Here is a 26,818-nt window from a genome sequence, read left to right as displayed (position 1 = left end):
GGGTTCGATTTATCTGGTCCTGAAACGATGGGCGGTAGTGTCCTGAAGGTGCGCTGGATCACTTTGTTTCTGGGCGTCGCGATACTCGCCGGTGTCGCCTCCGTGGTGATCGTCATGCGGCACGACCGGCCCGTGTCCCACGTCACCGGTGTCGGGAGCACCTCCTCGGCCCGCCCCTCCGGGCCGAGCTCCCCGACGGCCAGCGCGTTCACCGATCCGTGCGGAACGTTCGACACCACGACGCCCACGCCGTACGCGGTGACGGGCTACTGGCTCGTTCCCACGGCGGACCGGTGCACCTGGCGGCGCCAGCTCCAGGCGATCCACAAGGTGGGCGGTGACACCGTCGTCCGGCTCGGCTTCGGCCTGTCCCCCCGCCGGACGGACGAGGAGAACGGCCAGATCATGGACAAGGAGGGCGCCAAGGCCGACGCTCGGTACGGCGTCTGCAAGGAGAACGACCTCTCCTGCGTACGGGCGGCCGAGAAGGACCTCGTCGCGGCCAACCCCGGCAACCGGATCACCTGGACGTACGTCTACCGGACCGACGAGCAGTTCGGCCAGGGGATCTTCCGCTGCCCGACGATGGAACGCAAGATCGTCGTCGGATCGGCGGTGTTCTACCGGCTGATCGCCCCCGAGGACGGTTCGGACGACGCGACCTGCGACTTCTCGTCCAAGGGGCGCAACTACCATCTGATCCTGATCTCCGGGGGAGCCACGGACAGCCTGACCGAGTTGCTGGACCTCGGCGACCGGTTCGGCATCAGGGTCTTCCCCGCGTTGCCGCTCGCGCCCCGCGACCCGGCCAACAGCACCCGCGCCGACCCGCGGCACATCGGCACCCTGACCACCCTGACCCGGCGCGTCCTGCAGGACTACGGCTCGCGCTTCGGTGGCAGGGAGTCCCTCGGAGGCGTCTACCAGCCGTTCGAGCTGCAACTCCGCGACTGGCCCGACCCGTCCAAGGTTCAGACGCTCCAGGTCTACGCCGAGCAGCACCTGATCGTCGAGCAGGAGCTACCCGGCAAGCCGATCCTGGTCAGCCCGTACCTCGACGCGCGCCGCAAGGTGAAGTTCACCGCCACGCCGAAGCAGGTCGCCCGGGGGTTCAAGGCCCTGGCCAAGACCGGCGTGGAGATCATCGCGCCGCAGGACGGCCGCGGCACCGGCAAGGTCGGGTTGTTCTGGCCGAACTGGAAGAACAAGGACGTGGACGACCGCCTGAAGATCGTGAACGGCGTGGGCGAGTCCACGTACGCCTCCGCGTACTACGGAGGCACCCGCGACTACTACCGGGAGATGGCGCAGGCGCGGCAGGAACTCGCCTCCGAAGGCGTGGAGGTCCAGCTCTGGGCCAACGTCGAGGCGTTCGAGCCGTCCACGCCCGAGGAGTCCAACACACCAAAGTGCGGCACGCAGGCCACCCGCAGCCGTACCGACAAGTCCCGCCTGGACACCCAGGTGACGCTGGCCGGCCCGTACGTCTCGAAGATCATTTCTTACATGTGGAGTGACTTCTTCACCTGCGGCTCGCCGTCGCTCTCCGGAGAGATCACCGAGGACTGGGACCGCCCGATCGCGATCCAGGCGGTCAAGCAGGCGAGGCAGATCCAGGAGGGCCTCGAAGTCCGCGGCTACCACCTCGGATCGGCCAAGGTCACGCTGAACTGGACCGGCCTGGACACCCCGCGCGTCGTCGACTCGGCGTCGGTCGGCTGGCACGACGCCACCCCGAACGAGGGCCTTCCGCACGGCGTCGAGAAGATCTGGATCCCGGTCGACTGGGCCACGGTGCCCTCGGACGTGTGGGTCCGGATCGAGATCGGCTCGCTCGATGGCCGCAAGGCCGCGGAGCCGGTGTACTACAAGAACACCGGCTGAGCGCCGTCTCAGTGATCGAATGGAGGGACCCCGGGATGTGCGGGTTCCGGTAGCGTTCTGTACATGATCCCGCGTATTCCCGTCAGCGTGGATCTCGTCGTTCTCACGGTGAGGTCGCAGGCGCTCTGCGCGCTGGTCTGGCGGCGGGACAGACCTCCATATGAGGGGTGCTGGGCGCTTTCCGGAGGCTTCATCCAGCTCGAGGAGGACCTTCCGGCCGCCGCCGCCCGGGTGCTCGCGGAGCGGGCCGGTCTTCCCGGGGCTCCCGTCCACCTGGAGCAGCTCCAGACGTACGGGTACCCCGACCGTGACCCCCGGCAACGGGTGGTCAGCGTGGCCTATCTCGGGCTCGCCCCCGACCTGCCGGCCTCGACCGAGGCGCACATGAGCTGGCAGCCGGTCGACTCGCTGACCCGCATGGCGTTCGACCACCGCCGCATCATGCTCGACGGCATCGAGCGAGCCAGGGCCAAGCTGGAGTACAGCCCGCTCGGCGCCGCGTTCTGCCGCCCGCAGTTCACCGTGGCGGAGCTGCGCCGGGTGTACGAGATCGTGTGGGGCAGGCCGCTGGATCCGCGCAACTTCCACCGTAAGGTCACCAAGACCGAGGGGTTCCTGATCCCGACCGGCGAGACCACCACCCGTGACGGCGGCCGTCCGGCCATGCTCTACCGCCGGGGCCCCGCCCTGGTCCTGCACCCCCCGATGCTCCGGGTGTAGGACCCGGCGCCACACGCCGGAAGAGCAGGTGCTGCTCGCGGAGCGCGGCACCCAGCCCGGGCCGTCGTAGGCCAGGAAGTTGTAGCCACGGCGCAGCGCCGCGGCCTCGACGGCAACGGAGGCATCCTCCACGATGGAGTCGAAGCCGCTGGTGAACGCCACGGTCAGGCGCGGAGTCGCGGTGTCGTCGACCAGATCGAGCGTTCACATCCACCGAACATCTCAGTCGTCGTGGGCGATGAGCATGAGTTGCCGCCACAGCAGCACCACGAACACCGCGGAACCAGCGAAGGCGAACCAGAAGGGCGCTGCGACACCGAGGCGGGTGGCCAGGACACCGCCGACCAACGAGCCGACCACCAGACCGGCGTAGACGCAGACGGTGTTGACGCTGCCCACTCGGCCCTGCAGTTCGTGCGGGACCGCGCGCTGGCGGACGGTGACTGAGGTCGTGCCCCATATGAACGCGTGCGCGCCGAAGGCCAGGAAGATGCCCCCGGCGACCCACGGCGAATGGGTCAGGGCCAAGCCCAGGTGGGTGAACGTTTCGATGATGAGTCCGATCCGCATCAGGGCGCCGAGGCTCACCCTGCGGGTGATGGCCCCGTACAGGCCGGTGCCGATCAAGCCGCCGATCCCGCCGATGGTGGTCATCAGACCGAAGCCCAGGGCGCCGAGGCCGAGCTGCTCCTGGGTGTAGAGGACGAGAACCGACCAGGCCGCGCCGAACGTGAAGTTGAAGATCAGGATTGTGAGCGCCAGCGTGCGGACCGCCGCGTGCCGGATGGTCCAGCTGAACCCGGCGATCAGTTCCCGTACGGTGTTGGGCATGAGGTCGTCGGCCTGTCGGCCGTGTGGCGGCAACGTGATCCGGGAGACCAGGACGATCCCCGCCACCACCAGGAGCAGCTGGCCCGCGAACGGCCAGGTCAAGCCCAGGCCGAACAGTGCCGCGCCGATCGGCGGCCCGGCGAGCTGATTGAGCGTGATGAACCCCGTGCCCAAGCGGGCGTTGGCGATGACGAGATCGTCCTTGCTGACCATCATGGGAGTCAGCGTGGTCGTCGCGCTGTCGGCGAACACCTCGGCGATGGACCGGAGCGTGAGCGCCACCAGCGCCGTCGCCACGGTCACGGTGCCGGTCACCATGACCGCGACGAGCGCCGCCAGCACCACGGCCCGCACCGCGTTCGCGACGAGCACGATCCTGCGCCGGTTGTACCGATCCGACAGCACGCCCGCAAACAGGCTGAACAGCAGCGGAGGCGCCCAGCCCACCAGGGCCGACAGCGAAATCATCAGCGGGTCGCGAGTCAACGTCGCGATCAGCAGTGGGCCCGCCGCGGCCGCGACCCCATCACCGAGATTTGTCAGCCAGCTTGAGGCCAGCAACCACCGGAATCCTGTCCCCAGCCGGGCAGGCAGGACTCGCTCCACCACTGTGATCACGAGCGCAAAACCATACGTTTTGAGAGCATCTACGGCAACGCGTTTTCGCGTCTACGCGCTATGTGGTGAGGAGGGTCACGGCGAGCGCGCTCACTGGCGACAACGTGAGCCGGCTCTTTGCCTCAGGAACTTGAGCAGCAACCAAACGGCCGGTGGCGCTACCCCCAGAAGACATCACCAGCGGCAACACTTACCCGGGCGACCCGAGGGCTCCTTACTTGCCTTACAACCCCAGATAGCTCTTCAGGCATGTTCGCAGAAGCCCACGTGCCTCACATGCCTGAAGCTCCGAACGAACCCCAGGGTTCCGGTTGGACACGGACACCCGGCTCGACCTCACCGCCGCTTAACCGCCTACGATCCCTCACCGAGGGTGGATGTATCCAGGTCGGCGCCCCGGCCGGCCAGCCCGGTGGGCTTCACTCGGTCGTGGGCGGGGATGGCTTGGTGTCGGTCCAGCCGGACTCCAGCACCACGTTGACCCGGTCGCCCTTCTGCGGCATGCCGGTGACTTCGAAGGTCAGCACCTTGGAGGTGTCGGGGTCGATGATCAGCCTGCCCTCGGTGGGTTGGCCCTCCTGGATCGGGAAGGTCACAGCGACGCCCGGCCGCCCCTCCGGGTCGGTAGTCCGGCCTTCGACCCGCACCGAGGGCAGCGTCGCCAGCGCCTGGTAGGCGGCGCCGCGCACCTGTGGGGAGGCGGGCAGTTCGTACAGGAGCGAGGCCAGGGTAGGCGGCAGGCCGTCCTCCACCGAACCGGCGAAGTCCTTCTGCTTAAGGATCGCCTCAGCGGCCCGCTTCTTCAGCGCTTCAGGGTCGGCGGGCAGCGCCTCGATCTCCTTCAAGGTCAGGGGCATGGCACTCCAGTAGAGCTTCTGCTCCCCCTTGAGCGGGGTGAGCGTGCCCTCGCCGGGCGAGGTGGAGTAGACGCCGCCGTCCGGCCCGATCTCCCATTCGGTCGGCGAGCCGTCCCGGCGCCATGCCTCCAGGTCCAGGGGGCGCGCGGCCAGCTGCCTGCGGCCGATCCAGCCGCGGCCGTCCTTGGCCACCCACTTCTCCCAGAGGGAGGAGGTTTCCAGATGGTAGGTGTTGCCGTTCTTGCCGTACGGCCCCGCCGGCCCTACGTCCAACTCCTTGAGATGCCAGTAGGCCCCTTCGGGGGCGGCTTCGGCCTTGGCGGCGATCTGCTGGACGGTCCTGGTCCGGGCGTCATACAGCTGTTGGGCGAGCGCGGCCTGCTCGGAGGTGAGCCGGGGGCGCCCGCCGACGCGGCCGCGCGCCCGGGCCGCGGCCAGTCGGGGCGGCGGCGTAGAGTCCAGCCTCATGACCGTTGTGCGCTCTGTGGCACTGTTCGTCCTGGCAGCCGTACTGGAGATCGGTGGCGCCTGGTTGGTGTGGCAGGGCGCGCGCGAGAGTCGTGGCTGGGCGTGGATCGGCGCTGGGGTGATCGCGCTCGGCGCGTACGGCTTCGTTGCCACGCTCCAACAGGATGCGCACTTCGGCCGCATCCTGGCGGCGTACGGCGGGGTGTTCGTGGCGGGTTCCCTGATCTGGGGCATGGTGATGGACGGCTACCGGCCCGACCGGTACGACGTCGTCGGCGCGCTGATCTGCCTGGCCGGAGTCGCCGTGATCATGTACGCGCCACGAGGCCACTGACCCCGGCCGCGCGCATCGATCGCGGGCGTGGCGCGGCGAAGGCCGCGACCCGCGCCGCCTGCGCGTTCATCAAGCCGAGGCGTCCCGCCGTGGGCCGCGCTCGACGAGTACGGCCAGGCCGTCGAGCAGGGGCTGGAGACCGAACTCGAAGAACTCGTCGAGGTGGAGATCGTAGTCGTCGCCCAGCTCTTCGAGGATCCTGGCGACCGTGGGATAGGAGCCTGACCCGAGGAGCGCGCCGAACGCGGGCTCCTGGGCGTCCATCCACTGCTGCTCGGACATGCCGGTCTCGGCCGCCGACCGGGCCGCGCGTTCGAGGTTCGTCGCGATGCCCTGCACGTAGCTGTAGACGAGCACATGCATGTGGAACGTGGTGAACGCGTCGAGCCCGAGGCCGTCGAGGACGCGCAGCACCCACTCGGCGTGCCGCATCTGGTTCGGGAGGATCACCGGTCTCGTGAGCGAGCTGGTGTCGGGCAGCCATGGGTGCCGCCGGTACAGCTCCCACAACATGCGCGCCCACAACTCCAGGCAGGCCCGCCACTCTTCCGGCACCTCCTCGGGATACTCCGGCTCGTCGAAGACGGCGTCGGCCATCAGCAGGATGAGGTCGTCCTTGCTGTTGACGTAGCGATAGGGCGACATGGTGGCCACGCCGAGCCGAGCCGCGATCCCGCGCATGGACAGCGCGTCCAGGCCTTCGGCGTCGGCGATCTCGACGGCGGCCCGCACGACGCGTTTACGGGTCAGCTCGCGGTCGGAATCGGCGGCCGGCCGCCGCCGGGAGGACGCCGGGTGCGCGCCGGCCGTGCCGGTGGCCGCCGGATCAGGGGCGACGACGGTGCCGACGCGCGGTTCGGCGCGGACGAGACCCTCCTGGCGCAGGGTGTTCAGCGCCTTCGTCGCGGTGGCGAGCGCGACGTTCCACTCCCGCGCGATCTGCCGGGTGGACGGCACCCGGTCGCCGGGGTTCAGCTCTCCGTCCGCGATGCGGCGCCGGATCTCGCTGACGATCAGCATGTAGGGCGGGTCTGTGGGCACCACGCACTCCCTTCTGTTCTAGTACAGAAGCATACCTGTACTAGCTCAAAGACCGCCAATGAAGTGCGTTGAAATGCTGTATGTACGATGTATATTCAGTAGCGCGTACAACGTACATGAATGGAGATCCCCCCATGAAGAACGTGCTCGTCTCCGGCGCGAGCATCGCCGGCCCCGCGCTCGCGTACTGGCTGCGCCGCCACGGCTTCGCGCCGACCGTGGTCGAGCGGGCCCCCGCGCCGCGCCTGGGAGGCCAGGCCGTCGATGTCCGCGGTGTCGCCCTCGACGTCGTCGACCGGATGAACCTCCTCGCGGAGATACGGCAGGCGCGCACGCGCATGCGCGGCATGTCCATGCTCGACGGCGACGGCAACGAGATCATGCGCTCCACCGAGGAGACGGTCTCCGGCGGCCGGCTCGACAGCGACGACGTCGAACTGCTGCGCGAGGACCTCACCCGGCTCCTGTACGAACGGACGCGCGACGACGTCGAATACGTCTTCGGCGACTCGATCACGACCCTCGACGAGGACGAGCACGGTGTTCGGGTGGCGTTCGAGCACGGAGACTCCCGCACCTTCGACCTCGTGGTGGGCGCCGACGGCCTGCACTCGAACGTGCGAGGGCTCGCCTTCGGGGCGGAGAGCCGCTTCATCCACCACCTCGGCACGCATCTTGCGGTCTTCAGCATGGAGAACTTCCTGAACCTCGACAACTGGCAGGTCTGGCTCAGGGACGGGAACGCGGGCTTCGGCATCTACCCGGTGAAGGACAACACCGAGATCAGGGTCACGATCGGCTTCGAGTCGCCGTCATTCGACTACGACCACCGCGACATCGAGCGGCAGAAGAAGCTGATCGCGGACGGATGCGCCGGCCTGCGCTGGGAGACCCCCCGACTGTTGAAGGCCATGGCTGAGGCGCCGGACTTCTACTTCGACTCGATGGCCCAGATCCGCATGGACCGCTGGACGAAGGGCCGGGTGGCGCTGCTCGGTGACGCGGGATACTGCGCCTCGCCCTTGTCGGGCCAGGGCACCAGCCTGGCGTTGGTCGGTGCCTACGTGCTGGCCGAGGAACTCGGCGGGGCGGGTGGCGACCACCGCCTCGCGTTCGCCCGATATGAGGAGCGCATGCGCCCGTACGTCGAGCTCAACCAGGCGCTCGCCACGGAGAACCCCGGCGGCCCGGCCTCCCCTGAGTCCGTCGAGCGTGCCAAGAACGGGATCTCCCTGGACGCCTAGCCAGTCGGGGTTCTGCGGCATTGCGGCGACCACCGCCGCCTCCGGCCCGACCTGGTGCTCGCCGCAACCGGGTACCGGACGGGCCTCGCTCCGCTGGTGGGCCACCTCGGCGTGCTGGACGCGGCGGATCAGGAACCGCGTGGCCCGGCGCACCGGGGCTGCGGTTCATCGGCAGAGAGAACGGGGAGGTGGTCACATCTGCGAGCGCCTGCGTCACGACGTGACGGGGCGAAGATCGACGGGAGGGGCGCTGGCCAGGACTCGGCGATGCGGGACATGCTCAGTTCTTCGCGGGGTCCGTGGTTCCGGTGTACGCGGGTATGGGCAGCGGACGGTCACGCAGGAAGGCCATGAGAAGGTCCCGGTAGAGGTCGGGGCGGCCGTTGGCGATGGAGTGGCCCGCTCCGGGGATGTAGACGAGGGTGGAGTTCGGCAGCGTGCGCCGGTAATCGTCGGTGACCTCCCATCTCAGATAGTCACACTGACCACGCATGATCAACGTGGGCACACGGACACCCCTGAGCCGAGGCCGGGGGTCGGGCACGGTGGAGGCGTCCGCCGAGGTGAGCTGGTTGGTGTAGAAGCCGGGGGGATTGTCGTGCACGGGGGCGGGTGCGGCATCCCGGCAGCCGGTGGCGTCCTTGGCGGTGAGCAGCAGCGCGCGCATCCGGGCGTCGGCTTCGGCGTCGGGAACCAGGGCGTGGGCCGCGGCCGGGTTGAGCTGCAGCAGCAGAGCCTGGGTGAGCATTCTGGGGTCGTCGGTCAACTCGTCGGCGCGGGCCTTTCGTTCGGCGGGCAGGTCGTCCCAAGGCCCGCCCGGTCCGTTCGGGTAGGCGGGTTCCCAGATGGCGCCGGGCGAGGTGAGTACGGCCTTGGCGACGTGGCCGGGATGAGCGGCGAGGTAGGCGGCCGACAGGGTGCCGCCCCACGACCTGCCGACGAGAATGATCTTTTGGGCTCCGATGGTCTCGCGGATCGCGTCCAGGTCGGCGACATGACGGGCGACGGTGTAGCCGGTGAGGTCAGCCAGGCGGGTGGAGCGCCCGGCGCCGACCTGGTCGTAGGCGTAGACGTCGAATCCGGCGGCCGCCAGTTCCTTGCCTGCTTCGGGGACGCCCTCCCCGGGGGTGCCGGGGCCGCCGTGCAGGAAGATCACCGGTGTCGGTCTGGGCGTGCCGGAGGCGGGGACCTTGACGTAGGCGATTCGCGAGCCGGTGGGCAGATCCCAGTACGCGATGCCGGTGGGGACCGCGCCGGGTGCGGGCACGGGGAAGGGGCGGAAGACCGTGAACGCCACGAGCGTCGCCACGGCAAGGGTGTTCACGACGACGTACGGCACCAGCGATCGGGGCAGGCCGAGGCGTCGGAACGCGGGCCGCCCGATGAGCAGGCTCATCGCCGCGACCGCGGCCGATCCCGCCCCGGCGAACACCGGCACACTGGCGGTGACGACGGCGGTGAGGAAGAACACGGCGGCCCCGGCCACGAGTGCCGCGATCTCGGCGGCGATCAGCAAGGCGACACCGTACAAGCGCTGGAATCTCATATCCATCACGCTAGGAACCGGTGTGCGGCCCCTCCTCCTGCGAGAGGCCGACCCGTACCCCCGCCGTGCGGCGGGGCTCAGTCGACCCCGGGACGGATCAGACCGGACTCGTAGGCGGAGATGGTCGCGTGCAGCCGGTCGCGGACACCCAGCTTGGCGAGGATCACGGCCACATGGTCCTTGACCGTCGCGGGGCTGATGCCGAGGCTGACGCCGATCTCCGCATTGGTCCGGCCCCTTGCGACGTGCCTGAGCACCTCGGTCTCGCGGGGCGTGAGCCGGTCGAGTTCCGCCGCCCTGCCGGGATCGGGGGCCGAGGCGAAGCGGTCCAGAAGCCGTCGGGTGATGGCGGGGTCGATGAGCGCGTCCCCACGTGCGATCACGCGGACGGCGTCGGTGATACGGGCGGGTTCGGCGTCTTTGAGGAGGAATCCCGACGCGCCCGCGCGTAACGCGGCGAACACGTATTCGTCGAGGCCGAAGGTCGTCAGCACGACGATCCTGGTGCCGGGAGCTTCCGCGGCGATCCTGGCGGTGGCTTGGAGCCCGTCCAGAACAGGCATCCGGATGTCCATGAGGGCCACGTCGGGCGCGAGCGACGTGGCCAGCGCCACCGCCGTCTCGCCGTCGGCCGCCTGGCCCACCACCTGGAGGTCGGACTCGCCGCCCAGCACTGCGGCGATGCCCGCCCTGACCACCGCCTGGTCGTCGGCGACCATTACCCGGATCATTCGGGCAGCCATACCCACACCGTCCCTTCCTCGTCGGGTGACAGACTGCCGCCGCAGGCGTCGGCCAGTGTGCGCAACCGCTGTACTCCTGCCTGATCCGCGCGCCCGGCCACCGCGACACCGCCGGGCAGAAACGACACCGTGGTCACCGAGCCGGCCGCGGCGCCCACGAGTTCCCTGGCCACTCTGAAAACGCTCGCCTCGACGGCGGGGGCCAGAGGGCGACGGTCCCCGACGCAGCGCACGCCCGCGTCGGCGCGGGTCGCGAGGGCCGACAGCCCGACCAGGGTGGGCGGGAAATCCTCGCCGTTCATAGGGGCGCGCAGCTCGTCGAGCAGGTCCCTGAGCGCGCCGAGCCCTGCCCGGGCTTCGGCCAGCACCTGCGTCAGGCGGCCGGCGTCCGCCGCGGCGACGACGGCCTCGGCATGCCGCAGTGCCGTACGGCGCACGCCCGCGGTGACCCGCCCGCGCTCGGCGCGCACCATGGCCGAGGCACGGCCGCTGAGCAGGTCATGCTCCGCCCGCTCGGCCGCGCGTCGCCGGGTCCGTGCCGCGGCGACGGCCCGGCCCAGGGCCCATACCGGGACCGATGGGATCAGCAGGCCCAGCGCCAGTACCGCCCATGCGGCCGCCGGAGGCCCGGTGATCCCTGGCCCGAGGGCCAGCGCCAGGCCTCCGATCCCCGCCACGGCCGGCGGCGCGAGAAGTCCTCTGCCGCGCCCGCCGTACGCTCCGGCCGCGTAGACCAGCGCCAGCTCGACCCAGCACCCCCACAGGAAGAGATCGCCCGCCGGAGGTACGGACCAGCCGGCCGCCCGCGCCGCGAGCATCACCGGGTATATCGACAGCGCCGCCGCGAGACTCCGGCCGGGCGTCCGCCTCCGCCACCACAGAGGTACGGCATGCACGGCGAACAAGGGCATCAACAGCGCGAGCTGCGCCTCGGAGGCCGCCGGGGTGTCGTCCGGCAACAGGTACGTCCCGATCGACAATGCGAGGGCGAGGGCCACCAGTGCCCCGTCCGAGGCCTGCCGGCCGCGCCAGACGGCTCGTCTCACCGGTGGGGTTGCGACGGTGTGGGGAAACTCCGCCACGACGGTCCATCCCGTACCGATGGGGCCGGCGGTGAAGGTCCCGCCGCAGTCGGTCACGGCGGTGAGCAGCCCGGCCAACCCGTGCCCGCCGCCCAGCCCGACCACCCCCTGCCCGTCGCCGGCCCCGTCCCCGCCCCGCGGCACTTGCCCCGAATCGCCGACCTCGACGCGCAGGCGGTCGCCGTCGTTCTCGACGCTGACGCGAACGTCCGCGCCCCCGGCATACCGCATGGCGTTGGTCAGCGCCTCGCGGACCACCCGGTACGCCACCGCGGCGACCTGCGGCGCGGCGAACGCGGCACTCCTGCGATATCGGACGGCCGATTCGGGCCAGGAGCCGATCAGGGCGTCGATCCTGAGGAGCTCCGCGTGACCCGCGTCCGCGGTGTCCGTGCCGACCGCGCCGCTTGCGACCAGGCTGTCCAACTCCGAGGCGGCCAGGCGGCCCGCCTCGGCGGCGTGACGCAGCGCCTCGGCCCGCAGCGCCGGTTCCGTCACGTGCAGCGCCGAGGCCGCGCCGACTGCGATGCCGGTGAGCCGGTGCGCGGCGGTGTCGTGCAGCTCGGCCGCCAACCTGAGCCGTTCTGCGTCCGCCGCCGCGTCCGGCACCGCCGACCGGCCCGCTCGGTACGCGTCCATTGCGGAACGCCGGGCTCGTCCACGCCTGCGGGACCGGCCCGACGCCCAGATCGCCGCCGCCGTTCCACCGCACAGGAGCGCGAGCCCTGCGATGGTCCGCGGAGACTCCCCGAGCGCGGCCGCGACACCCGCCGCCGCGGCGACCATGACCACGGCGACGACGGCGGCGACCCCGGCGGTGCGCCGTACGGCGACCCAGTAGACGATCGCCGCCGCCACGGGCGGCAGGACCCAGGGCAAGCCCTCCATGCCGCTCAATGGTAAGCGCGTGCCCGCCCGGTGAAATGGGCGACTTCGGCGCATCGTGGTCGCCCGGCGCCGGAGTCGTGCGGGAGGTCGCTCAGTGGTCGAGGCCCTCCAGGAACCTGCGCCACAGCCGTGAGGTCCGGGCCTGACGGCTCAGGGACTCCGGGATCGCGGGCGGCGGACAGTTGCCCTGGAGTTCGAGCCGGGTGAGCGCGGTGAGGTCGCCCAGCCATTCGGGGATCTCGGCCAACTGGTTGCTCCGCAGGTTGAGGGTGGTGAGGGCGGTGAGGTTCCGCAGCGAATCGGGAAGGCCCGTCAGCCGGTTCTGGTTCAGGTAGAGCTCCTTGAGGCCGGTCAGGTTCCCCAGCCATTCGGGGACCTCGGTCAGCCGGTTGAGCCCCAGCCACAGCTCGGTGAGGCCGGTGAGGTTCTCCACCCATCGAGGGACCTCGTCCAACTGGGTCCGGATCAACCGGAGATCGGTGAGCGCGGTGAGGTTTCCCAGCGACTCCGGGACCGTGACCAGCGGGTTGCCGTTCAGGCTGAGCACGGTCAGGCCGGTGAGGTCTCCCACCCATCGGGGGATCTCGGTCAGCCGGTTGCCGCCCCCCAGGTCGAGCACGGTCAGGCCGGTGAGGTTCGCCAGCGACTCCGGTACCTCGGACAGGTCGTTGTCGTTGAGGTTGAGCGTGGTGAGAGCGGTGAGGTTCTTCAGCGACTCGGGCAGGCGGGTCAGCCGGTTGCGCCACAGGGTGAGCGTGGTCAGTCCGGTGAACTCGCCCAGCCATTCGGGGAGCTCGGTCAGGTGGGTGCTGGTCAGGTTGAGCTCACGCAGGTGGGTCAGCTCGCGCAGCCGTTCGGGCAACGTCGACATGGAACACAGAGACAGGTCGAGCCGGTCGGATCCGGTCCGCAGGCACCGGTTCATCCGCAGCACGGCGGCTCTCGGGACCTTCGTGTCCCCCATCGTGATCTCCTTTCGTCCTTCTTCCGCCGGGCGGGCTCGGCCCCGGCGGCGATCACGCTAGGGGACGGCGCTGGAGACGCACTTGCGACGGGGAGTCGTTCCCCACGCGCCCGCGCTCTTCGACAGGCCACACGTACGGCGTGGAGGCCGTGGAACGTGGCAATGCGCGCCCGGGGTGGCGCTGACCGCTTTGGTAGTTTCGTCTGCCATGGGGACCCCCGGATTGAGGATCCGATACGGAAAGCTCGACGACGTCGAGGCGGTGCTCCGGTTCTGGGCCGAGGCGGCCGAGGGCACCGATCGCCGCGACGACGCGGACAAGGTCGTCCAGCTCGTCGAACGTGACCCGGAGGCGCTGCTGATCGCCGAGCTCGACGGGCGGATGGTCGGCACGCTCATCGCCGGGTGGGACGGCTGGCGGGCCCATCTCTACCGGCTCGCCGTGGACCCCGGTCAGCGGCGGAAGGGCATCGGCTCGCGTCTGATCGCGGCGGCGGAAGACCGGTTCAGGAAGTTCGGCGCCTTCCGCGCGGACGCCATGGTCCTGCACGACAACGATCTCGCCCACCATGCCTGGTCGGCCTCCGGCTATGCCCCCCAACCCCAGTGGGGGCGCTGGGTGAAACCCCTGGCCTGAACGGTCATATGGTCAGACCCCTCGCGTCGGGGGGCCGAGCGGACCGTGCCGGGCCCCGGGACCCGGTCGCCGGGACGTCGACGATCAGCCTAGGCGCGATCCGCCGGTTGTGGTCTTCCGCAGGGTCATAGTGAGGCAAGACCGGGCCAGGTCGGCGGGCTTCATCATGGTGACGGGCGGGCCCGGTTCCTAGCGTTGACCAGGTGATCGAGACGATGGACGGCATCGCCGGCTGGGCGATGGAAATCATGGAGAAGCTGGGCGGCCCCGGAGCCGGTCTGGCGATCGCGCTGGAGAACCTGTTCCCGCCGCTGCCGAGCGAGGTGATCCTGCCGCTGGCCGGGTTCACCGCGAGCCGTGGTGATCTCAGCCTGGGCGGGGCCATCTTCTGGACCACCTGCGGTTCCGTGGCGGGGGCCCTGGTGTTGTACCTCCTCGGCATGCTGCTCGGCGCGGACCGGATCCGCCTGATCGCCGACCGGGTGCCGCTGCTGAAGGTGTCCGACATCGACCGCACCGAGGCGTGGTTCTACCGGCACGGCGGCAAAGCCGTGTTCCTGGGCCGGATGATCCCGATCTTCCGCAGCCTGATCTCCATTCCCGCCGGGATCGAGCGGATGCGGCTGGTGACCTTCCTGGCGTACACCACGCTGGGCAGCCTGATCTGGAACTGCACGTTCGTCCTGGCCGGCTATCTGCTCGGCGAGAATTGGTGGATTGTCCAGGACTATGTGGACGTCTACTCCAAAGGCGTCCTCATCCTGGTCGTGGTGGTCATGGTGGTCTTCGTGGTGACCCGGCTCGTCAGCTCCCGCAAGGGACGGCACCGGCTCGAGGGCGACGACGGCGAGGGGAGACAGGAGTGGGACGGCCGCTGACCTCCGCGTTCGTCCGCTGGTGCCGTACGCTCGCGGGCTTGGCGACCGGCACGCTCACCGCGGTGGTCGCGGCGGGCTATCTCGCGGTCGCCGGCGTGGCGCTGCTCGCGGGGCGGCTGTGGCCGAGGCTCACGCCCTACGTGCCGGCCGGGGCGCGACGGCTCGCCGAGCTGGAGCGCCGCAGGGTGGCGGTGTTCCACGGGGTGGAGGTGCCGCCGCAGTACGAGGGTGCGCGGGCGACACGCTATCTGGCCGCGCGGGTGCCTCTCGGGCTCCTCGGCGGGCTGGTGCTGGTCCTGCTGGCGTGGGGTCTCACGACCGGGGTGCTGTTCGTCGGCGGCTGGCTGGCCGGTGAACGGCCGGACGGCATCGCCCCGACCGCGCCGATCATCGCGTACCTGGTGGTCGCCGGCGCGGTCATGTTCTTCCTCGTCCTGCAGGGCATCGCGGGCGTCGGCGCTCTGGAACGGCGGCTGGCCCGCCGCCTGCTGGGCCCGAGTCCGGAGGAGTTGCTGCACAGGCGGATCGACGAGCTGGCCGCGAGCCGGGCCGGCATCGTCGAGGCGGTCGACGAGGAACGGCGCCGCATCGAGCGCGACCTGCACGACGGAGTCCAGCAACGCCTGGTCGCGCTGGCCGTACTGCTCGGCCGGGCCCGACGGGGACGGCGCCCGGAGCTTCTCGACGAGTTGCTGCGCCAGGCGCACGACCAGTCCAGGGAGGCGCTGCGGGAGCTACGCGACGTGGCCTGGCGGGTGTATCCGACGGCGCTGGACACGCTCGGGCTGGAGGAGGCGCTGTCCGGAGTGGCCGAGCGGTCGGCCGTGCCGGTCACGATGACCTGCGACCTGCCCGTACGGCTCCCGCCGAGCGTCGAGACCGCCGTCTACTTCGTGGTCTGCGAGGCGGTGACCAACGCGGCCAAGCACGCGAAGGCCGAGCGGATTACCGCGGACCTGATCGCAGGCGACAAAGTGGTGACCATGCGCATATGCGATGACGGCCGGGGCGGGGCCGATCCCTCCGGTACCGGCCTGGGCGGGCTGGCCCGCAGGGTGGCCGCACTCGACGGGCGGCTCCTGGTCGACAGTCCGCCCGGCGGGCCCACCGTGATCGAGGTGGCGCTCCCGTGCGGGTGATCCTGGCCGAGGACTCGGCGCTCCTGCGCGAGGGCCTGGTACGGCTGCTCGCCGACGAGGGCCACGAGGTCCTCGCCGCGGTCGGGGACGGCGACGCGCTGGTCGCCGCGGTGGCGCAGGACCCGCCGGACGTGGTCGTCACCGATGTCCGGATGCCTCCCGGTCACGCCGACGAGGGCCTGCGGGCGGCGCTGGAGATCCGGCGGCGGCATCCTGGCGTCGGCGTGCTGGTCCTCTCGCAGTACGTCGAGAAGCGGTACGCCACCGAGCTGATCACCTCAGACACGGAGGGGGTGGGCTACCTCCTCAAGGACCGCGTGGCGCAGGTGGACGAGTTCCTCGACGCCCTCGAACGCGTCGGAGCCGGTGGGGCGGCCTTCGATCCCGAGGTCGTCAGGCAGCTCCTCGCCCGGACCACCCACGTCGACCCGCTGGTCGCGCTCACGTCCCGGGAGCGCGACGTGCTCGCGCACATGGCGGAGGGCCGCACCAACGCCTCGATCGGCGAGTCACTGCACATCTCGCAGAGCGCGGTCGAGAAGCACATCAACTCGATCTTCGTGAAACTGCGCATCGAGCACGTCAGCGGATACAGCCGACGGATGCTCGCCGTGCTGCGCTATCTCGGGTCGTGACGCCGTCGGCCGTCTCCCTCAGTCCGCCATCATCAGTAGGGTATTTAGTGCATAAACCGACTGATTCGAGGAGGACGAGCATGTCGACGCCGCGTTTCAGGGCCGTACTCGACACCATGCCCCCGTACAAGCCGGGCAAGGCCGTCGTCGCCCCTGACGGCAGATCGTTCAAGCTGTCCTCCAACGAGAGCCCGTTCGGGCCGCTGCCGAGCGTCCGGGAGGCCATCGCCGAGGCCGCGACGCAGATCCACCGCTACCCCGACCCCGCCGCCGTCGCCCTCACCGAGGCCCTGGCCGAGCGGTTCGCCGTGCCGTACGAGCATGTCGCGCTGGGCCCCGGCTCAGTCACGGTGGCGCAGCAGATCTTCGAGACCGTCGGCGAGCCGGGCGCCGAGGCGATCTACGCGTGGCGCTCCTTCGAGGCGTACCCCCTGCTCGCGGACCTGGCCGGCATGACCTCGGTCCAGGTGCCGCTCGACGACGAGACGCACGACCTCGACGCCATGGCGGAGGCGATCACCGACGCGACCCGCCTGATCTTCGTCTGCAACCCGAACAACCCGACCGGTACGGTCAACCGCTCCGCCGAGCTGGTGAGGTTCCTCGACCGTGTCCCCGACGACGTTCTGGTGATCCTCGACGAGGCCTACCGCGAGTACGTCCGCGACGAGGACGTCCCCGACGGCCTGACGATCTACCGCGACCGCCCGAACGTGGCGGTCCTGCGCACGTTCTCCAAGGCGTACGGCCTGGCCGGGCTGCGCGTGGGTTACCTGGTGGGGCCCGAGCCCGTGGCCGCCGCCGTGCGCAAGACCACGGTGCCGTTCGCGGTCAACCACATCGCCCAGGCCGCCGCCATCGCGTCCGTCAAGGCCGAGAACGAGCTCCTGGAGCGCGTCGAGGCCGTGGTCAAGGAGCGCACCCGGGTCAGGGAGGCGCTGATCTCCCAGGGCTGGACGATCCCCGCGACCGAGGCCAACTTCGTCTGGATGCGCCTCGGCGACCGGACCCCCGATTTCGCCGAGTTCTGCGCCGGGTACGGCGTGGCCGTGCGGCCCTTCGGCACCGAGGGGGCGCGGGTCTCGATCGGCGACCAGGAGGCCAACGACACGTTCCTCGCCGCCGCCGAGGCGTTCGGCGCCTGACCTGTCCCGCGGTTCAGCTCGGCACGGCCTCCGGTTCCGGTACGGCCGCGCCGCGGCCGCGGCGCTCGGTGGACACCACCAGGGCGACGCCGATCACGATCAGCGCGCCGGCGCCGAGCATGCCCGCGGTGACGCTCTCCCCGAGCACGGCCACGCCGAGCAGCACGGCCACGACCGGGTTGACGTACGCGTAGGTGGAGACGAGCGAGATGGGCGCGTTCCCCAGCAGCCAGACGTACGACGTGAAGCCGACGAGCGAGCCCACCACGATCAGGTAGGCCAGCGCGGCCCAGGACCGGCCGCTCACGGCGGCCGGGTCCAGGCGCTCGCCCAGCCCGGTGCCGATGAGCAGCAGCCCTGCGCCGCCGACGGCCATCTCCACCGTGCTCGCCGCGAACGGGTTCTTGGGCATGGGGATGCGCGCCGACAGGAAGGAGCCGAGCGACCACGACAGCGACGCGCTCAGGATGACGGTGACCCCGATGGGGTTCGACCCGGTCGCGCCGCCCAGAGAGAGCCCGCCGACCCCCACGAACCCGACCAGCACACCGGCCAGCGTCAGCGCCTGCGGCCGGTCCCGGAAGACCGTGCGCAGCATGACGAGCCAGAGCGGGACGGAGGCGACGAGCAGCGCCGCGAGCCCTGTGCCCATGTGCTCCTCGGCGACCGCGACCAGGCCGTTGCCGCTGGTCAGCAGCAGTACACCCACCAACGCCGCGCCGCCCGCCTCCCGCCACGTCATGCGGAACGGCACGCGTCCCTTGATGAGCAGCAACGCGGTGCCGAGGACCAGCGCGGCGGTGACGAACCGCAGCCCACCGCTGAGCAGGGTGGGCAAGGTCTCGATGGCCACACGGATGCCGAGGTAGGTCGACCCCCACACGATGTAGACGGTCGTCAACGCCAGCCAGATCCTGATGCCATGAGTGTTCTTCCCCATGGCTCATGACAATAGCCGGACATGTCCTGACTCAGCGGTTGAGTTTTTCCACGATGAGCCGGTAGAGCTGGCGCGGCCGGCCCGGGGCGGGCGTACGGTTCGGCGGAAGCGGCCACGCGAGTCCCTCGTCAACCAGCGTGCGCAGCAACCGCCGGGCCGTGCGCGGCGTGACGCCGAGCATCTTGCCCGCGCCCTCGGCGTCCACCACTGTGTCGCCGCCCTCCAGCTTGGCCGCCAGCCGGGCGAGCACCTCGACGCCCTTCGGCTTGGCCATACCGGCCGTGTGCGGAGGCATCCGCGGCGGCGGGACCAGCGCGCGGCCCTCCCTGTCGACCGCGAAGCCCTGCGAGTTCTTCGCCCCCTGGCTGCGCCCCAGCGCGCCGCGCGCGTGCGTTTCGGCGTCATGGGTGGTACGGCCCATGCCCACCCCCACCTCGACGGCCAGGCCGAGCTCGTCCCTGATCTTGGCGGCGAACGGCAGCACCCGGAAGCCGTCCGTCGCGGCCGCGATCGAGCCCCGTGACGCCACCACCAGGTAGCTGTGGTCGTCGATCGGCCACACGCTGGCATTGATCCGGTTGGCCTCCTGGACGAGCAGGCGGTGCAGCGACAGCCGCAGCTCGTCCCGCCAGTAGCGGGGCGCGGCCCGCCGTACCGGCTCGCGCAGCGTGGGGACCTCCACCAGCACGACCGTGAGCTGCGACTCCTCCAGCCGGTGGTGCGCCCCGAGCAGCGCCGCCGTGTGCAGTGCCGTACGGACCGCGGCCGAGGTGGGGCGGATCCGCACGACGGGCAGGCCCGCGGCGGACAGCCGGTCGGCGACCCCGGGAACGCAGGTCAGCGCCCCCGTCGCGGCCCCCTGCCGGATCAGGCGCTCATGGAACGCGGCGATGGTGCCGGTGGCACCGGGTTCGTCGCGGCTGTGCACCTCGCCGGAGGGCAGGCCCAGGTCGGTGTACGCCTCGTCGATCTCCGCCCGGGTGAGCACGTCCACGCTCACCCGCCGGGGGTCGATCCGCTCGTCCATCGCCGCCTGGGCGATGGCGGCGGCCAGGGCGGCGCCACCCAGCTGTACGTGGGTGGCGGGCATGGTGAGGACGCCCGCGCGGCGGGCGATCTCGTAGGGTGCGGGGCTGGAGAACAGGCAGGCGTCCACGTTCGGGCCGAGCCTGGTCACCTTGTCGGCCGCCTCCTGCTCGTCCCGGTAGGCGGCCGCCACCAGGCGGCACGGCACAGGCGCGGCCGCATGACCCATGAGCATCACTCGCTCGACCAGATCATGCGGCCCCACCACACCGATAGTGAGATCCGGAGTCATCGTGCCCAGGCGTGACCCGCGCGGATTCTCTTCCGTGCGCTCGACCAATGTCTGTCCCATCCGCGTGACCGTTTCCAAATTGGTTGAAGCTCTCTTTGGAACGATCGCGTGTGGCGGCCGTAATGTCACGCCCAAATTTTCCGGAATTCCGTTCTGCATACGACCCGTGGAAGGCCAATCAGAACGTTTTGCCAGGTCAATGGCACAAAATTGGACCCAGGGATCAGTCTGCGGCCAAAGGGGAAATCTGGCGTTCCACATCTGCCCCGAGCGCCTGCATACGCTGCGCGAGATGAGCGTGACCACGATCGATGAGATAACCCGAGTCGATTGTCGTCTCGCCTTCGGCGCCGAGCCCGGCGAGAACGAGCGCGATGCCCGAACGGAGATCGTGCGCGGTGACCTCGGCGCCGTGCAGCGGAGTCGGGCCGTGCACGACCGCCCGGCTCTCGTCGACCTCGATCCTGGCGCCCATCTTGTTCAGCTCACCGGCGAGCGCGAAGCGCCCGTCGAAGATCCGCTCGTGGATGTAGCTGGAGCCGTCGGCCAGGCAGGCCACCGTCATCAGCGGCGACTGCAGGTCGGTGGCGAACCCCGGATAGGTGTCGGTGATGACGTTGATCGGCCGGAGCGTGCGGTTCCTGCGGACGTTGAGCACCGCGCCGTCGGTGGCGAACTCCACGCCCATCTGCTCCAGCTTCCAGCGGACCACGCCGAGGTGCTCCAGGGAGGCGCCCACCAGGTTGACCTCGCCACCGGTGATCGCGGCGGCCATCGCGAAGACGCCCGCGTCCAGCCGGTCCGGCATGACGGTGTGCTCGACCGCGGTCAACTCGGTGACGCCCTCGACCGTGATGAACCCGGTGCCGCCGCCGCGGATCTTGGCGCCCATCCGGGAGAGCATGGTGATGACGTCGAGCACCTCGGGCTCGAGCGCCGCGTTCTCGATCACGGTGGTGCCGCCCGCCAGGGTGGCCGCCATGATGAGGTTCTCGGTGCCGGTGTGCGAGGGGGTGTCGAGGTACAGCTTGGCGCCGGTCAGCCCGGCCGCCTTGATGTGGATGACGGTCTCGCCCTCGTCCACGACCGCGCCGAGCCGCTTGTAGCCGAGGTAGTGGAAGTCCAGGTTCCTGCTGCCGAGATTGCAGCCGCCCACACCCTCGATGATCGCCTCACCCAGGCGGTGCAGCAGGGCCGGGACGAACAACACGGAACCGCGGAACCGCCGCGCGATCTCCGCGGGCAACACCGGGCTGGTGAGCTGGGACGCGTCGATGACCAGCGTGCGCTCGGCCTCGTGGAACTGCACCTTGGCGCCGACCGCCTGGGCCAGCTCGACGGCACGGCGCACATCCTCGATCACGGGCACGTTGCGGAGCACCGTACGGCCCTCCGCGGCGAGCAGCGCGGCGCCGATCATGGGAAGGACGGCGTTCTTCGCACCCTGGATGAAGGCGGTTCCGCGCAGTACGTTGCCACCGCGCACGCGGTAACGGACCATGGATGGGACTCCTAAGTCAAAAGTCAAAGGTGGGGACTCGCATAAGGCGGCGGCGAGGCTGACCAGAGTAGCCGCTGGGACTGGCGTTATGCGGAGGAACTATCCGCGGAAGACGCGGCCCGTCAGCCGCTCGTACGCCTCGACGTACCGCTGCCGGGTGCGCTCGACGATCTCGTCGGGAAGGGGCGGCGGCGGCTCGTCGGACGCCTTGTCCCATCCGGACTCCGGCGAGGTCAGCCAGTCACGGACGAACTGCTTGTCGAACGACGGCTGCGACCGGCCCGGCTGCCACTCCTCCAGCGGCCAGAAGCGGGAGGAGTCGGGTGTGAGCACCTCGTCACCCAGGACCAGCTCGCCGTCGGCGTCCCAGCCCAGCTCGATCTTGGTGTCGGCCAGGATGATGCCGCGCTCCCTGGCGATCTCGGCGCCGCGGACGTAGACGTCGAGCGTGATCCGCCTGAGTCGCTCCGCGACGTCCGCCCCGACCTCCTCGACGACCTGCGCGTACGTCATCGGCTCGTCATGTTGTCCGATCGGCGCCTTGGTCGACGGGGTGAAGATCGCTTCGGGCAGTCGCGAGCCGTCGGTCAGCCCGGCGGGGAGGGACACGCCGGAGACCACGCCCTCGCGGCGGTAGTCGATCAGCCCGGAACCCGTGAGGTATCCACGCGCGACGCACTCCACCGGGACCATCCGCAGTTTGCGGCACAACACCGCTCGGCCCGCGAACTCGGCGGGCACGTCGGTCGAGACCACATGATTGGGAACCACGTCCGCGAGCTGTTCGAACCACCACAGCGAGAGCTGGGTGAGGATCGTGCCCTTGTCGGGGATGCCGGGCGCGAGAACGTGGTCGAACGCGGAGATCCGGTCCGAGGCCACCATCAGCAGCAGCCCGTCCTCGGTCTCGTACAGATCGCGGACCTTGCCGGAGTGGAGGTGCTTCACTATGCCATTTTGCCAGTGGTTCAGACCTCTTTGACGACCACCCCCACCCCGGCCTCCTACGACTCGACGGCGCGGAGAGCGATGTCGGAGCGGTGGTGCGAGCCGCGCAGCCGGATGTGCCCGACCGCCTCGTACGCGCGCGACCGCGCCTCGCCGAGATCGTGTCCCGTGCCGACCACGCTCAGCACCCTGCCGCCGTTGGAGACGATCCGACCGTCGGTGTCGAACGCCGTGCCCGCGTGCAGCACGTAGGCCCCCGGCACGTCCGCGTCCAGCCCCTCGATGACGTCGCCCTTGACCGGCTCGCCGGGGTAGTTCTCCGCCGCGACGACCACGGTCACCGCGGCGCCCTCGCGCCAGCGGAGCGGCTCGTGCGCGGCCAGCGTGCCGGTGGCACAGGCAAGCAGCAGCCCGGCGAGCGGCGTCTCCAGCCGGTCGAGCACGACCTGGGTCTCCGGGTCGCCGAACCGCGCGTTGAACTCGATCACACGCGGCCCCTTCGCCGTGAGAGCGAGGCCCGCGTAGAGCACACCCGTGTACGGCATGCCGCGCGCAGCCAGCTCGGCCACGGTCGGGTGCACGATCTCGGACATGACCTGCTCGGTCAGGCCCTCCGGCGCCCACGGCAGCGGCGTGTACGCGCCCATGCCGCCCGTGTTGGGTCCCGCGTCGCCGTCGCCCACGCGCTTGAAGTCCTGCGCGGGCTGCAGCGCCACCGCGGTCTCGCCGTCGCACAGGGCGAACAGCGACACCTCCGGGCCGTCGAGGAACTCCTCGATGACGACACGCTCACACGCCTGGGCGTGCGCCAGCGCCTCGTCCCTGTCCCCGGTCACCACGACGCCCTTGCCCGCGGCCAGGCCGTCGTCCTTCACCACGTACGGCGGGCCGAACTCGTCCAGCGCCGCAGCGGCCTCGTCCGCCGTGACGCACGTGTACGCGCGGGCGGTCGGCACCCCGGCGGCGGTCATGACGTCCTTGGCGAAGGACTTGGACCCCTCGATCCCGGCCGGCTCGCTCGACGGGCCGAAGCAGGGGATCCCCGCCGCCCGTACGGCGTCGGCCACGCCCGCGACCAGCGGCGCCTCCGGGCCGATCACCACGAGATCGGCCCCCAGCGTGACCGCCAGCGCCGACACCGCCGCGCCGTCGGTCGGCGTCACCTGGTGCAGGGTCGCCACCCGCGCGATCCCGGCGTTGCCGGGGGCGCAGTGAACTTCCGAGACGGACGGGTCGAGCCGCAGCCCCCGGCACAGGGCGTGCTCGCGACCACCGGATCCAATGACTAGAACGCGCACCCGCTGAGTTTATGGGCGCTCGCTGTGTCTATTGGCGCTCGCTCCGCTCGCGCGCGGCTCGGGGCGCCCTCGAGGCGACTCGTGCCCTCCTCGCTCGGGGTCGCTCGTACCTCGCTCCCCACTCGCTCGTCGGTTACTTCCCCGCCGCGCCCCTCGCTGTGTCTATTGGCGCTCACTCTGCTCGCGCGGGATTGAGGGCATTGAGGGGCTGGCTCGGGGTGGCTTGGAGGCTTTTGAGGGGAAGTACCTGATCGCCGCGGAGCGGGTCGCTATCCTAGAGACAAGCCAGCCAATCGTGATAGGTTGGCTCAGCTTTGCTATGTCTCGTGGCGATTGGAGGTGGTTCGGGGTGAATTCTGGTGATCCCGTCAGTACGTGCCCGCGCACGTGCGACGTGCGCATTCCCGACCACCTGATCTCTGAGCCCGAGGGGCAAGCTCACGCCTGAAAAAGGGGTGACATCGCGTCGCGCGTGGAGCGTGCCGGCCCGGGCGGGAAGGGTCCGCCATGCGCTCCTCAACGCTTTTTCCACTCATTTCCCGGCACGCCCGGGTGATTCCGCCACGACTGGCGAAGCCGGTGCCGGTGCCTGAGCAGCCGTCCGTCACCGACCGCTGCGTGCCGCCGAGCAACTCCCTGCTGGAGTTCGGCGCGTACATCGGGGGAAGGAAGGTCGACGCCGACGGCATCGCCGAGGCGGTCCGCCTGGTCCGCGCGCACAACGAGGGCAACGCCACCCCCGACGCGTACGTCTGGGTCGGTCTCTACGAGCCCGCCGCGCCCGAGGTCGAATGGCTCGCGGAGGTCTTCGGACTGCACCCGCTCGCCGTCGAGGACGCGATCAAGGCGCACCAGCGGCCCAAGGTCGAGCGGTACGGCGACTCGCTGTTCGTCGTGCTCAAGACCGTGGCGTTCATCGACAACCAGACGCCCACCGCCGCGAGCGAGATCATCGCCATCGGCGAGATCATGGTGTTCGTCGGCCCCGACTTCGTGGTCACCGTACGGCACGGCAGGCAGTGTCCCCTGGCGGACGTCAGGGAGAGGCTGGAGGACGACGACAAGCTGCTCGGGCGCGGACCGACCGGGGTGCTCCACGCCATCGCCGACTATGTCGTGGACAAGTACCTGTACGTCGCCGACCTGATGCAGGACGAACTCGAGGACGTCGAGGCGGCCGTCTTCGCCGAGGTCAGCTCCCGGGACATCAACCGGATCTACCAGCTCAAGCGCGAGATGCTGGAGCTCAAGAGGGCCGTCGGCCCGCTCCAGACGCCGTTCAACGCCCTTCCGCAGCGGCGGATGATCCCCTCGGAGATGCGCGAGTACTTCCGTGACGTCGGCGACCACCTGTCCCGGGTGTGCGAGCAGGTGCAGGCGTCCAACGAACTGTCCGACTCCATCCTGCAGGCCGCCCTCGCCCGCTCGAACGCCCTGGCCAACGAGGACATGCGGAAGATCTCGGCCTGGGTCGCCATCATCTCGGTGCCCACGATGATCGCCGGCGTCTACGGCATGAACTTCGAGCACATGCCGGAGATCAAGACCGCCTGGGGCTACCCCGCGGTGATCGGTGTGATGGTCGTCGCCTGCACGCTGCTCCACCGCGCCTTCCGCCGCAACGGCTGGCTCTGAGATCGAGATACCCCTTGCGTCCGCAAATCCTCTTGCGGGCGTCCATAGATTGCTCGCATGAGCACTATCGAAACGACCGACTGGAAGAACATCGCGGCCGACGGCTACGCCCTGCCGTCCGGCCGTCACCTTGACGGGCTGGTCGAGGAACTCGCCGCCGCCCTCCGGGATCCGGACCCGGAGGTCCGCGACGGCTACCCGTACGTGGTTCTGCGGACCTGGATCGAGCGTGATGTGATCGGTCCGGAGCACCGTGCCGGGCTGGGGGCGGTGATGTCGGCGCGGTTCGACGATCCGGAGATCCAGGCCAGGACGTTCGCCCCCCTGGTACTGAACATGATCGTCTCCCGGGGTGACTTCGACCATGAGTGGCTGACCACGTTCTCCCGCTGGTACCCCGCCGAGACCGACCTGCGGGGGTATCACGCCGAGCTGGGCTGGCTGCACGCGGCGGCACACGGCGCGGATCTGCTGGGCACGTTCGGCCTCCATCCTCAGGTGGCGCCGACGGCCATGCTCGACCTGGCCGTCGCCCGGCTGCTCGCGCCCACCAGCTACCTCTTCGACCAAGAGGAGGATGACCGGCTCGCCCAGGCGATCGGCAGGGTCCTCACCCGGCCGGAGCTGACCGAAGAGCAGACAGTCGCCTGGCTGGCTCCGATCGAGGCGGATTTCGCGGACCTCGGTGCGCCGATTCCCGCGTACGTGTCCAACTGCCTGCGCACCTTGCGGGGCCTGTACATCCTGGCCGACCTCGGCGTTCGACGGACCAGATCGTCGGAGCGCGTCCCGCTTCCCCATCGCGTCGCGATCAAGAACAGGCTCGCGGAGGTGCTGCGGCTCCACTGATCCGGCATTCCCGACCTGACGTCACCGAAGGGGCCGCGGCTAACGGGCGTCGTGGCCGGGGGAGCCGAAGGAGCCGAGACCTCTGATCGTGATGTCGATCGCCTTGTCGATGGCGGCCCGTACCTCCGGGGGAGAGGCTCCTTGGTCGCCGCACGTCATGGCGGCGAGCCTGGCCGCGCCGACGATCGCGCCGACCGCCGCGGCGGCCTCGACGGGGTCGAGTTGGTCGGGGCACGCCTCGTGCAGGGCGCGGGCCACCCGGCGTTGCGTGTCGAAGAGCAGGTGCAGCGCCCGCGCCTGCAGGGAGGGGACGGACTCGATCAGGTGCGTGCGCCGCTGGGCCGCCTCGACGGACCTGTCCGCGTCCGCGAAGTCGCGGTCCAGGCTCTGCCGTGCCGCCCGGACGAGGAGATCCATCGCGGACTCCCCGGGCCGGCGGTCGGCGATCACGCGGAGGGCCTCGGCGACCCGCACCTCGTTGTCGAAGAAGACGACGTCTTCCTTGCTGGTGAAGTAACTGAAGAACGTCCGCGGCGAGACGTCCACGGCGGCGGCGATTTCCGCGATGGTGGTCGCGTCGTAGCCCTTTTCCTCGAACAGCCGCAGAGACGCGTCGACAAGCGCGTTGCGCGTGCGGATCTTCTTACGTTCCCGCAGGCCAGGAGGGTGCGACAT

General features: G+C 70.2%; 24 protein-coding genes. 11 read left to right on the top strand and 13 right to left on the bottom strand.

The window, feature by feature from the left end:
- The first annotated feature begins 48 nt into the window (after positions 1-48).
- Positions 49-1,884, top strand: coding sequence for a DUF4434 domain-containing protein (locus IMZ11_RS16575; RefSeq protein ID WP_228642356.1), 1,836 nt, complete (start codon positions 49-51; stop codon positions 1,882-1,884).
- Positions 1,885-1,947: 63 nt separating this feature from the next.
- Positions 1,948-2,604 (top strand): NUDIX domain-containing protein, encoded by a 657-nt coding sequence (locus IMZ11_RS16570; protein WP_061260109.1) that lies wholly within the window; start codon positions 1,948-1,950, stop codon positions 2,602-2,604.
- Positions 2,605-2,826: 222 nt separating this feature from the next.
- On the opposite strand, the gene IMZ11_RS16565 is transcribed toward IMZ11_RS16570, so the two are convergent.
- Positions 2,827-4,053: an MFS transporter gene (locus IMZ11_RS16565; protein WP_228642354.1), complete on the bottom strand. Its 1,227-nt coding sequence runs from the start codon at positions 4,051-4,053 to the stop codon at positions 2,827-2,829.
- Positions 4,054-4,472: 419 nt separating this feature from the next.
- Positions 4,473-5,378, bottom strand: coding sequence for a CU044_5270 family protein (locus IMZ11_RS16560; protein ID WP_228642352.1), 906 nt, complete (start codon positions 5,376-5,378; stop codon positions 4,473-4,475).
- On the opposite strand from IMZ11_RS16560, the gene IMZ11_RS16555 reads away from it, so the two are divergent.
- A complete protein-coding gene (locus IMZ11_RS16555; RefSeq protein WP_228642350.1) occupies positions 5,377-5,712 on the top strand; it encodes a YnfA family protein in 336 nt (111 codons plus the stop codon). The two genes, IMZ11_RS16560 and IMZ11_RS16555, sit on opposite strands and share 2 nt — an antisense overlap.
- A 69-nt stretch (positions 5,713-5,781) precedes the next feature.
- On the opposite strand, the gene IMZ11_RS16550 is transcribed toward IMZ11_RS16555, so the two are convergent.
- Positions 5,782-6,753, bottom strand: a complete 972-nt coding sequence (locus IMZ11_RS16550; RefSeq protein WP_228642348.1) for a TetR/AcrR family transcriptional regulator C-terminal domain-containing protein — start codon at positions 6,751-6,753, stop codon at positions 5,782-5,784.
- Between the two features lie 134 nt (positions 6,754-6,887).
- Here IMZ11_RS16550 and IMZ11_RS16545 point away from each other — a divergent pair, with 134 nt between their 5' ends.
- On the top strand, positions 6,888-7,997 hold the full coding sequence (locus tag IMZ11_RS16545; RefSeq protein WP_228642346.1) for an FAD-dependent monooxygenase: 1,110 nt from the start codon (positions 6,888-6,890) through the stop codon (positions 7,995-7,997).
- Positions 7,998-8,277: 280 nt separating this feature from the next.
- On the opposite strand, the gene IMZ11_RS16540 is transcribed toward IMZ11_RS16545, so the two are convergent.
- The 4 genes from IMZ11_RS16540 to IMZ11_RS16525 all read right to left on the bottom strand — a co-directional run bounded on the left by IMZ11_RS16540 (position 8,278) and on the right by IMZ11_RS16525 (position 13,220).
- Positions 8,278-9,543, bottom strand: coding sequence for an alpha/beta hydrolase (locus tag IMZ11_RS16540; RefSeq protein WP_228642344.1), 1,266 nt, complete (start codon positions 9,541-9,543; stop codon positions 8,278-8,280).
- A 77-nt stretch (positions 9,544-9,620) separates the two neighbouring features.
- Entirely contained in the window at positions 9,621-10,286 is a 666-nt protein-coding gene (locus tag IMZ11_RS16535; protein WP_228642342.1) for a response regulator transcription factor, read from the bottom strand.
- Positions 10,271-12,256 (bottom strand): ATP-binding protein, encoded by a 1,986-nt coding sequence (locus tag IMZ11_RS16530; RefSeq protein WP_228642340.1) that lies wholly within the window; start codon positions 12,254-12,256, stop codon positions 10,271-10,273. Before IMZ11_RS16530 ends, IMZ11_RS16535 begins: the two co-directional genes overlap by 16 nt.
- A 91-nt stretch (positions 12,257-12,347) precedes the next feature.
- Entirely contained in the window at positions 12,348-13,220 is an 873-nt protein-coding gene (locus IMZ11_RS16525; protein WP_228642338.1) for a leucine-rich repeat domain-containing protein, read from the bottom strand.
- Between the two features lie 223 nt (positions 13,221-13,443).
- Between IMZ11_RS16525 and IMZ11_RS16520 the strand changes: the two genes are divergently transcribed.
- The 5 genes from IMZ11_RS16520 (at position 13,444) to hisC (ending at position 17,654) form a co-directional block, all read left to right on the top strand.
- Positions 13,444-13,857, top strand: a complete 414-nt coding sequence (locus IMZ11_RS16520) for a GNAT family N-acetyltransferase (protein ID WP_228642336.1) — start codon at positions 13,444-13,446, stop codon at positions 13,855-13,857.
- Positions 13,858-14,072: 215 nt separating this feature from the next.
- Positions 14,073-14,735 (top strand): DedA family protein, encoded by a 663-nt coding sequence (locus IMZ11_RS16515; protein ID WP_061260174.1) that lies wholly within the window; start codon positions 14,073-14,075, stop codon positions 14,733-14,735.
- On the top strand, positions 14,720-15,874 hold the full coding sequence (locus IMZ11_RS16510; RefSeq protein WP_228642334.1) for a sensor histidine kinase: 1,155 nt from the start codon (positions 14,720-14,722) through the stop codon (positions 15,872-15,874). The genes IMZ11_RS16515 and IMZ11_RS16510 overlap by 16 nt, the downstream gene beginning before the upstream one ends.
- Positions 15,865-16,509 carry a response regulator transcription factor gene (locus IMZ11_RS16505; protein ID WP_228642332.1) on the top strand — a complete coding sequence of 215 codons (645 nt, stop codon included), beginning with the start codon at positions 15,865-15,867 and terminating at the stop codon, positions 16,507-16,509. Before IMZ11_RS16510 ends, IMZ11_RS16505 begins: the two co-directional genes overlap by 10 nt.
- An 80-nt stretch (positions 16,510-16,589) precedes the next feature.
- Positions 16,590-17,654 carry a histidinol-phosphate transaminase gene (gene hisC, locus IMZ11_RS16500; protein WP_228642329.1) on the top strand — a complete coding sequence of 355 codons (1,065 nt, stop codon included), beginning with the start codon at positions 16,590-16,592 and terminating at the stop codon, positions 17,652-17,654.
- Positions 17,655-17,667: 13 nt separating this feature from the next.
- Here hisC and IMZ11_RS16495 read toward each other — a convergent pair whose 3' ends face one another.
- From IMZ11_RS16495 to purD, 5 genes are all read right to left on the bottom strand, one after another.
- Positions 17,668-18,594, bottom strand: a complete 927-nt coding sequence (locus IMZ11_RS16495; protein ID WP_228642327.1) for an EamA family transporter — start codon at positions 18,592-18,594, stop codon at positions 17,668-17,670.
- Positions 18,595-18,625: 31 nt separating this feature from the next.
- Positions 18,626-19,912: a transcriptional regulator gene (locus IMZ11_RS16490; protein WP_228642418.1), complete on the bottom strand. Its 1,287-nt coding sequence runs from the start codon at positions 19,910-19,912 to the stop codon at positions 18,626-18,628.
- Between the two features lie 223 nt (positions 19,913-20,135).
- Positions 20,136-21,413, bottom strand: coding sequence for a UDP-N-acetylglucosamine 1-carboxyvinyltransferase (gene murA, locus IMZ11_RS16485; protein ID WP_061260096.1), 1,278 nt, complete (start codon positions 21,411-21,413; stop codon positions 20,136-20,138).
- Between the two features lie 99 nt (positions 21,414-21,512).
- The gene (locus IMZ11_RS16480) at positions 21,513-22,361 is read right to left on the bottom strand and encodes a phosphoribosylaminoimidazolesuccinocarboxamide synthase (protein WP_308066799.1); all 849 of its coding nucleotides are present in this window, start codon (positions 22,359-22,361) and stop codon (positions 21,513-21,515) included.
- Between the two features lie 56 nt (positions 22,362-22,417).
- On the bottom strand, positions 22,418-23,659 hold the full coding sequence (gene purD, locus IMZ11_RS16475; protein ID WP_228642325.1) for a phosphoribosylamine--glycine ligase: 1,242 nt from the start codon (positions 23,657-23,659) through the stop codon (positions 22,418-22,420).
- Positions 23,660-24,244: 585 nt separating this feature from the next.
- On the opposite strand from purD, the gene IMZ11_RS16470 reads away from it, so the two are divergent.
- Together IMZ11_RS16470 and IMZ11_RS16465 are read left to right on the top strand one after the other, a co-directional pair.
- A complete protein-coding gene (locus IMZ11_RS16470; RefSeq protein WP_228642323.1) occupies positions 24,245-25,294 on the top strand; it encodes a magnesium and cobalt transport protein CorA in 1,050 nt (349 codons plus the stop codon).
- A 57-nt stretch (positions 25,295-25,351) separates the two neighbouring features.
- Positions 25,352-26,143 carry a DUF2785 domain-containing protein gene (locus IMZ11_RS16465; RefSeq protein WP_228642321.1) on the top strand — a complete coding sequence of 264 codons (792 nt, stop codon included), beginning with the start codon at positions 25,352-25,354 and terminating at the stop codon, positions 26,141-26,143.
- A gap of 39 nt (positions 26,144-26,182) precedes the next feature.
- On the opposite strand, the gene IMZ11_RS16460 is transcribed toward IMZ11_RS16465, so the two are convergent.
- Positions 26,183-26,818 (bottom strand): TetR/AcrR family transcriptional regulator, encoded by a 636-nt coding sequence (locus IMZ11_RS16460; protein ID WP_228642319.1) that lies wholly within the window; start codon positions 26,816-26,818, stop codon positions 26,183-26,185.

The sequence above is a fragment of the Microtetraspora sp. AC03309 genome (assembly GCF_020826795.1).
In the GTDB taxonomy this organism is placed as follows: Bacteria; Actinomycetota; Actinomycetes; order Streptosporangiales; family Streptosporangiaceae; genus Microtetraspora; species Microtetraspora glauca.
Note: the sequence above shows the minus strand (reverse complement) of the source record. Positions and strands in the feature narration are given on the sequence as shown.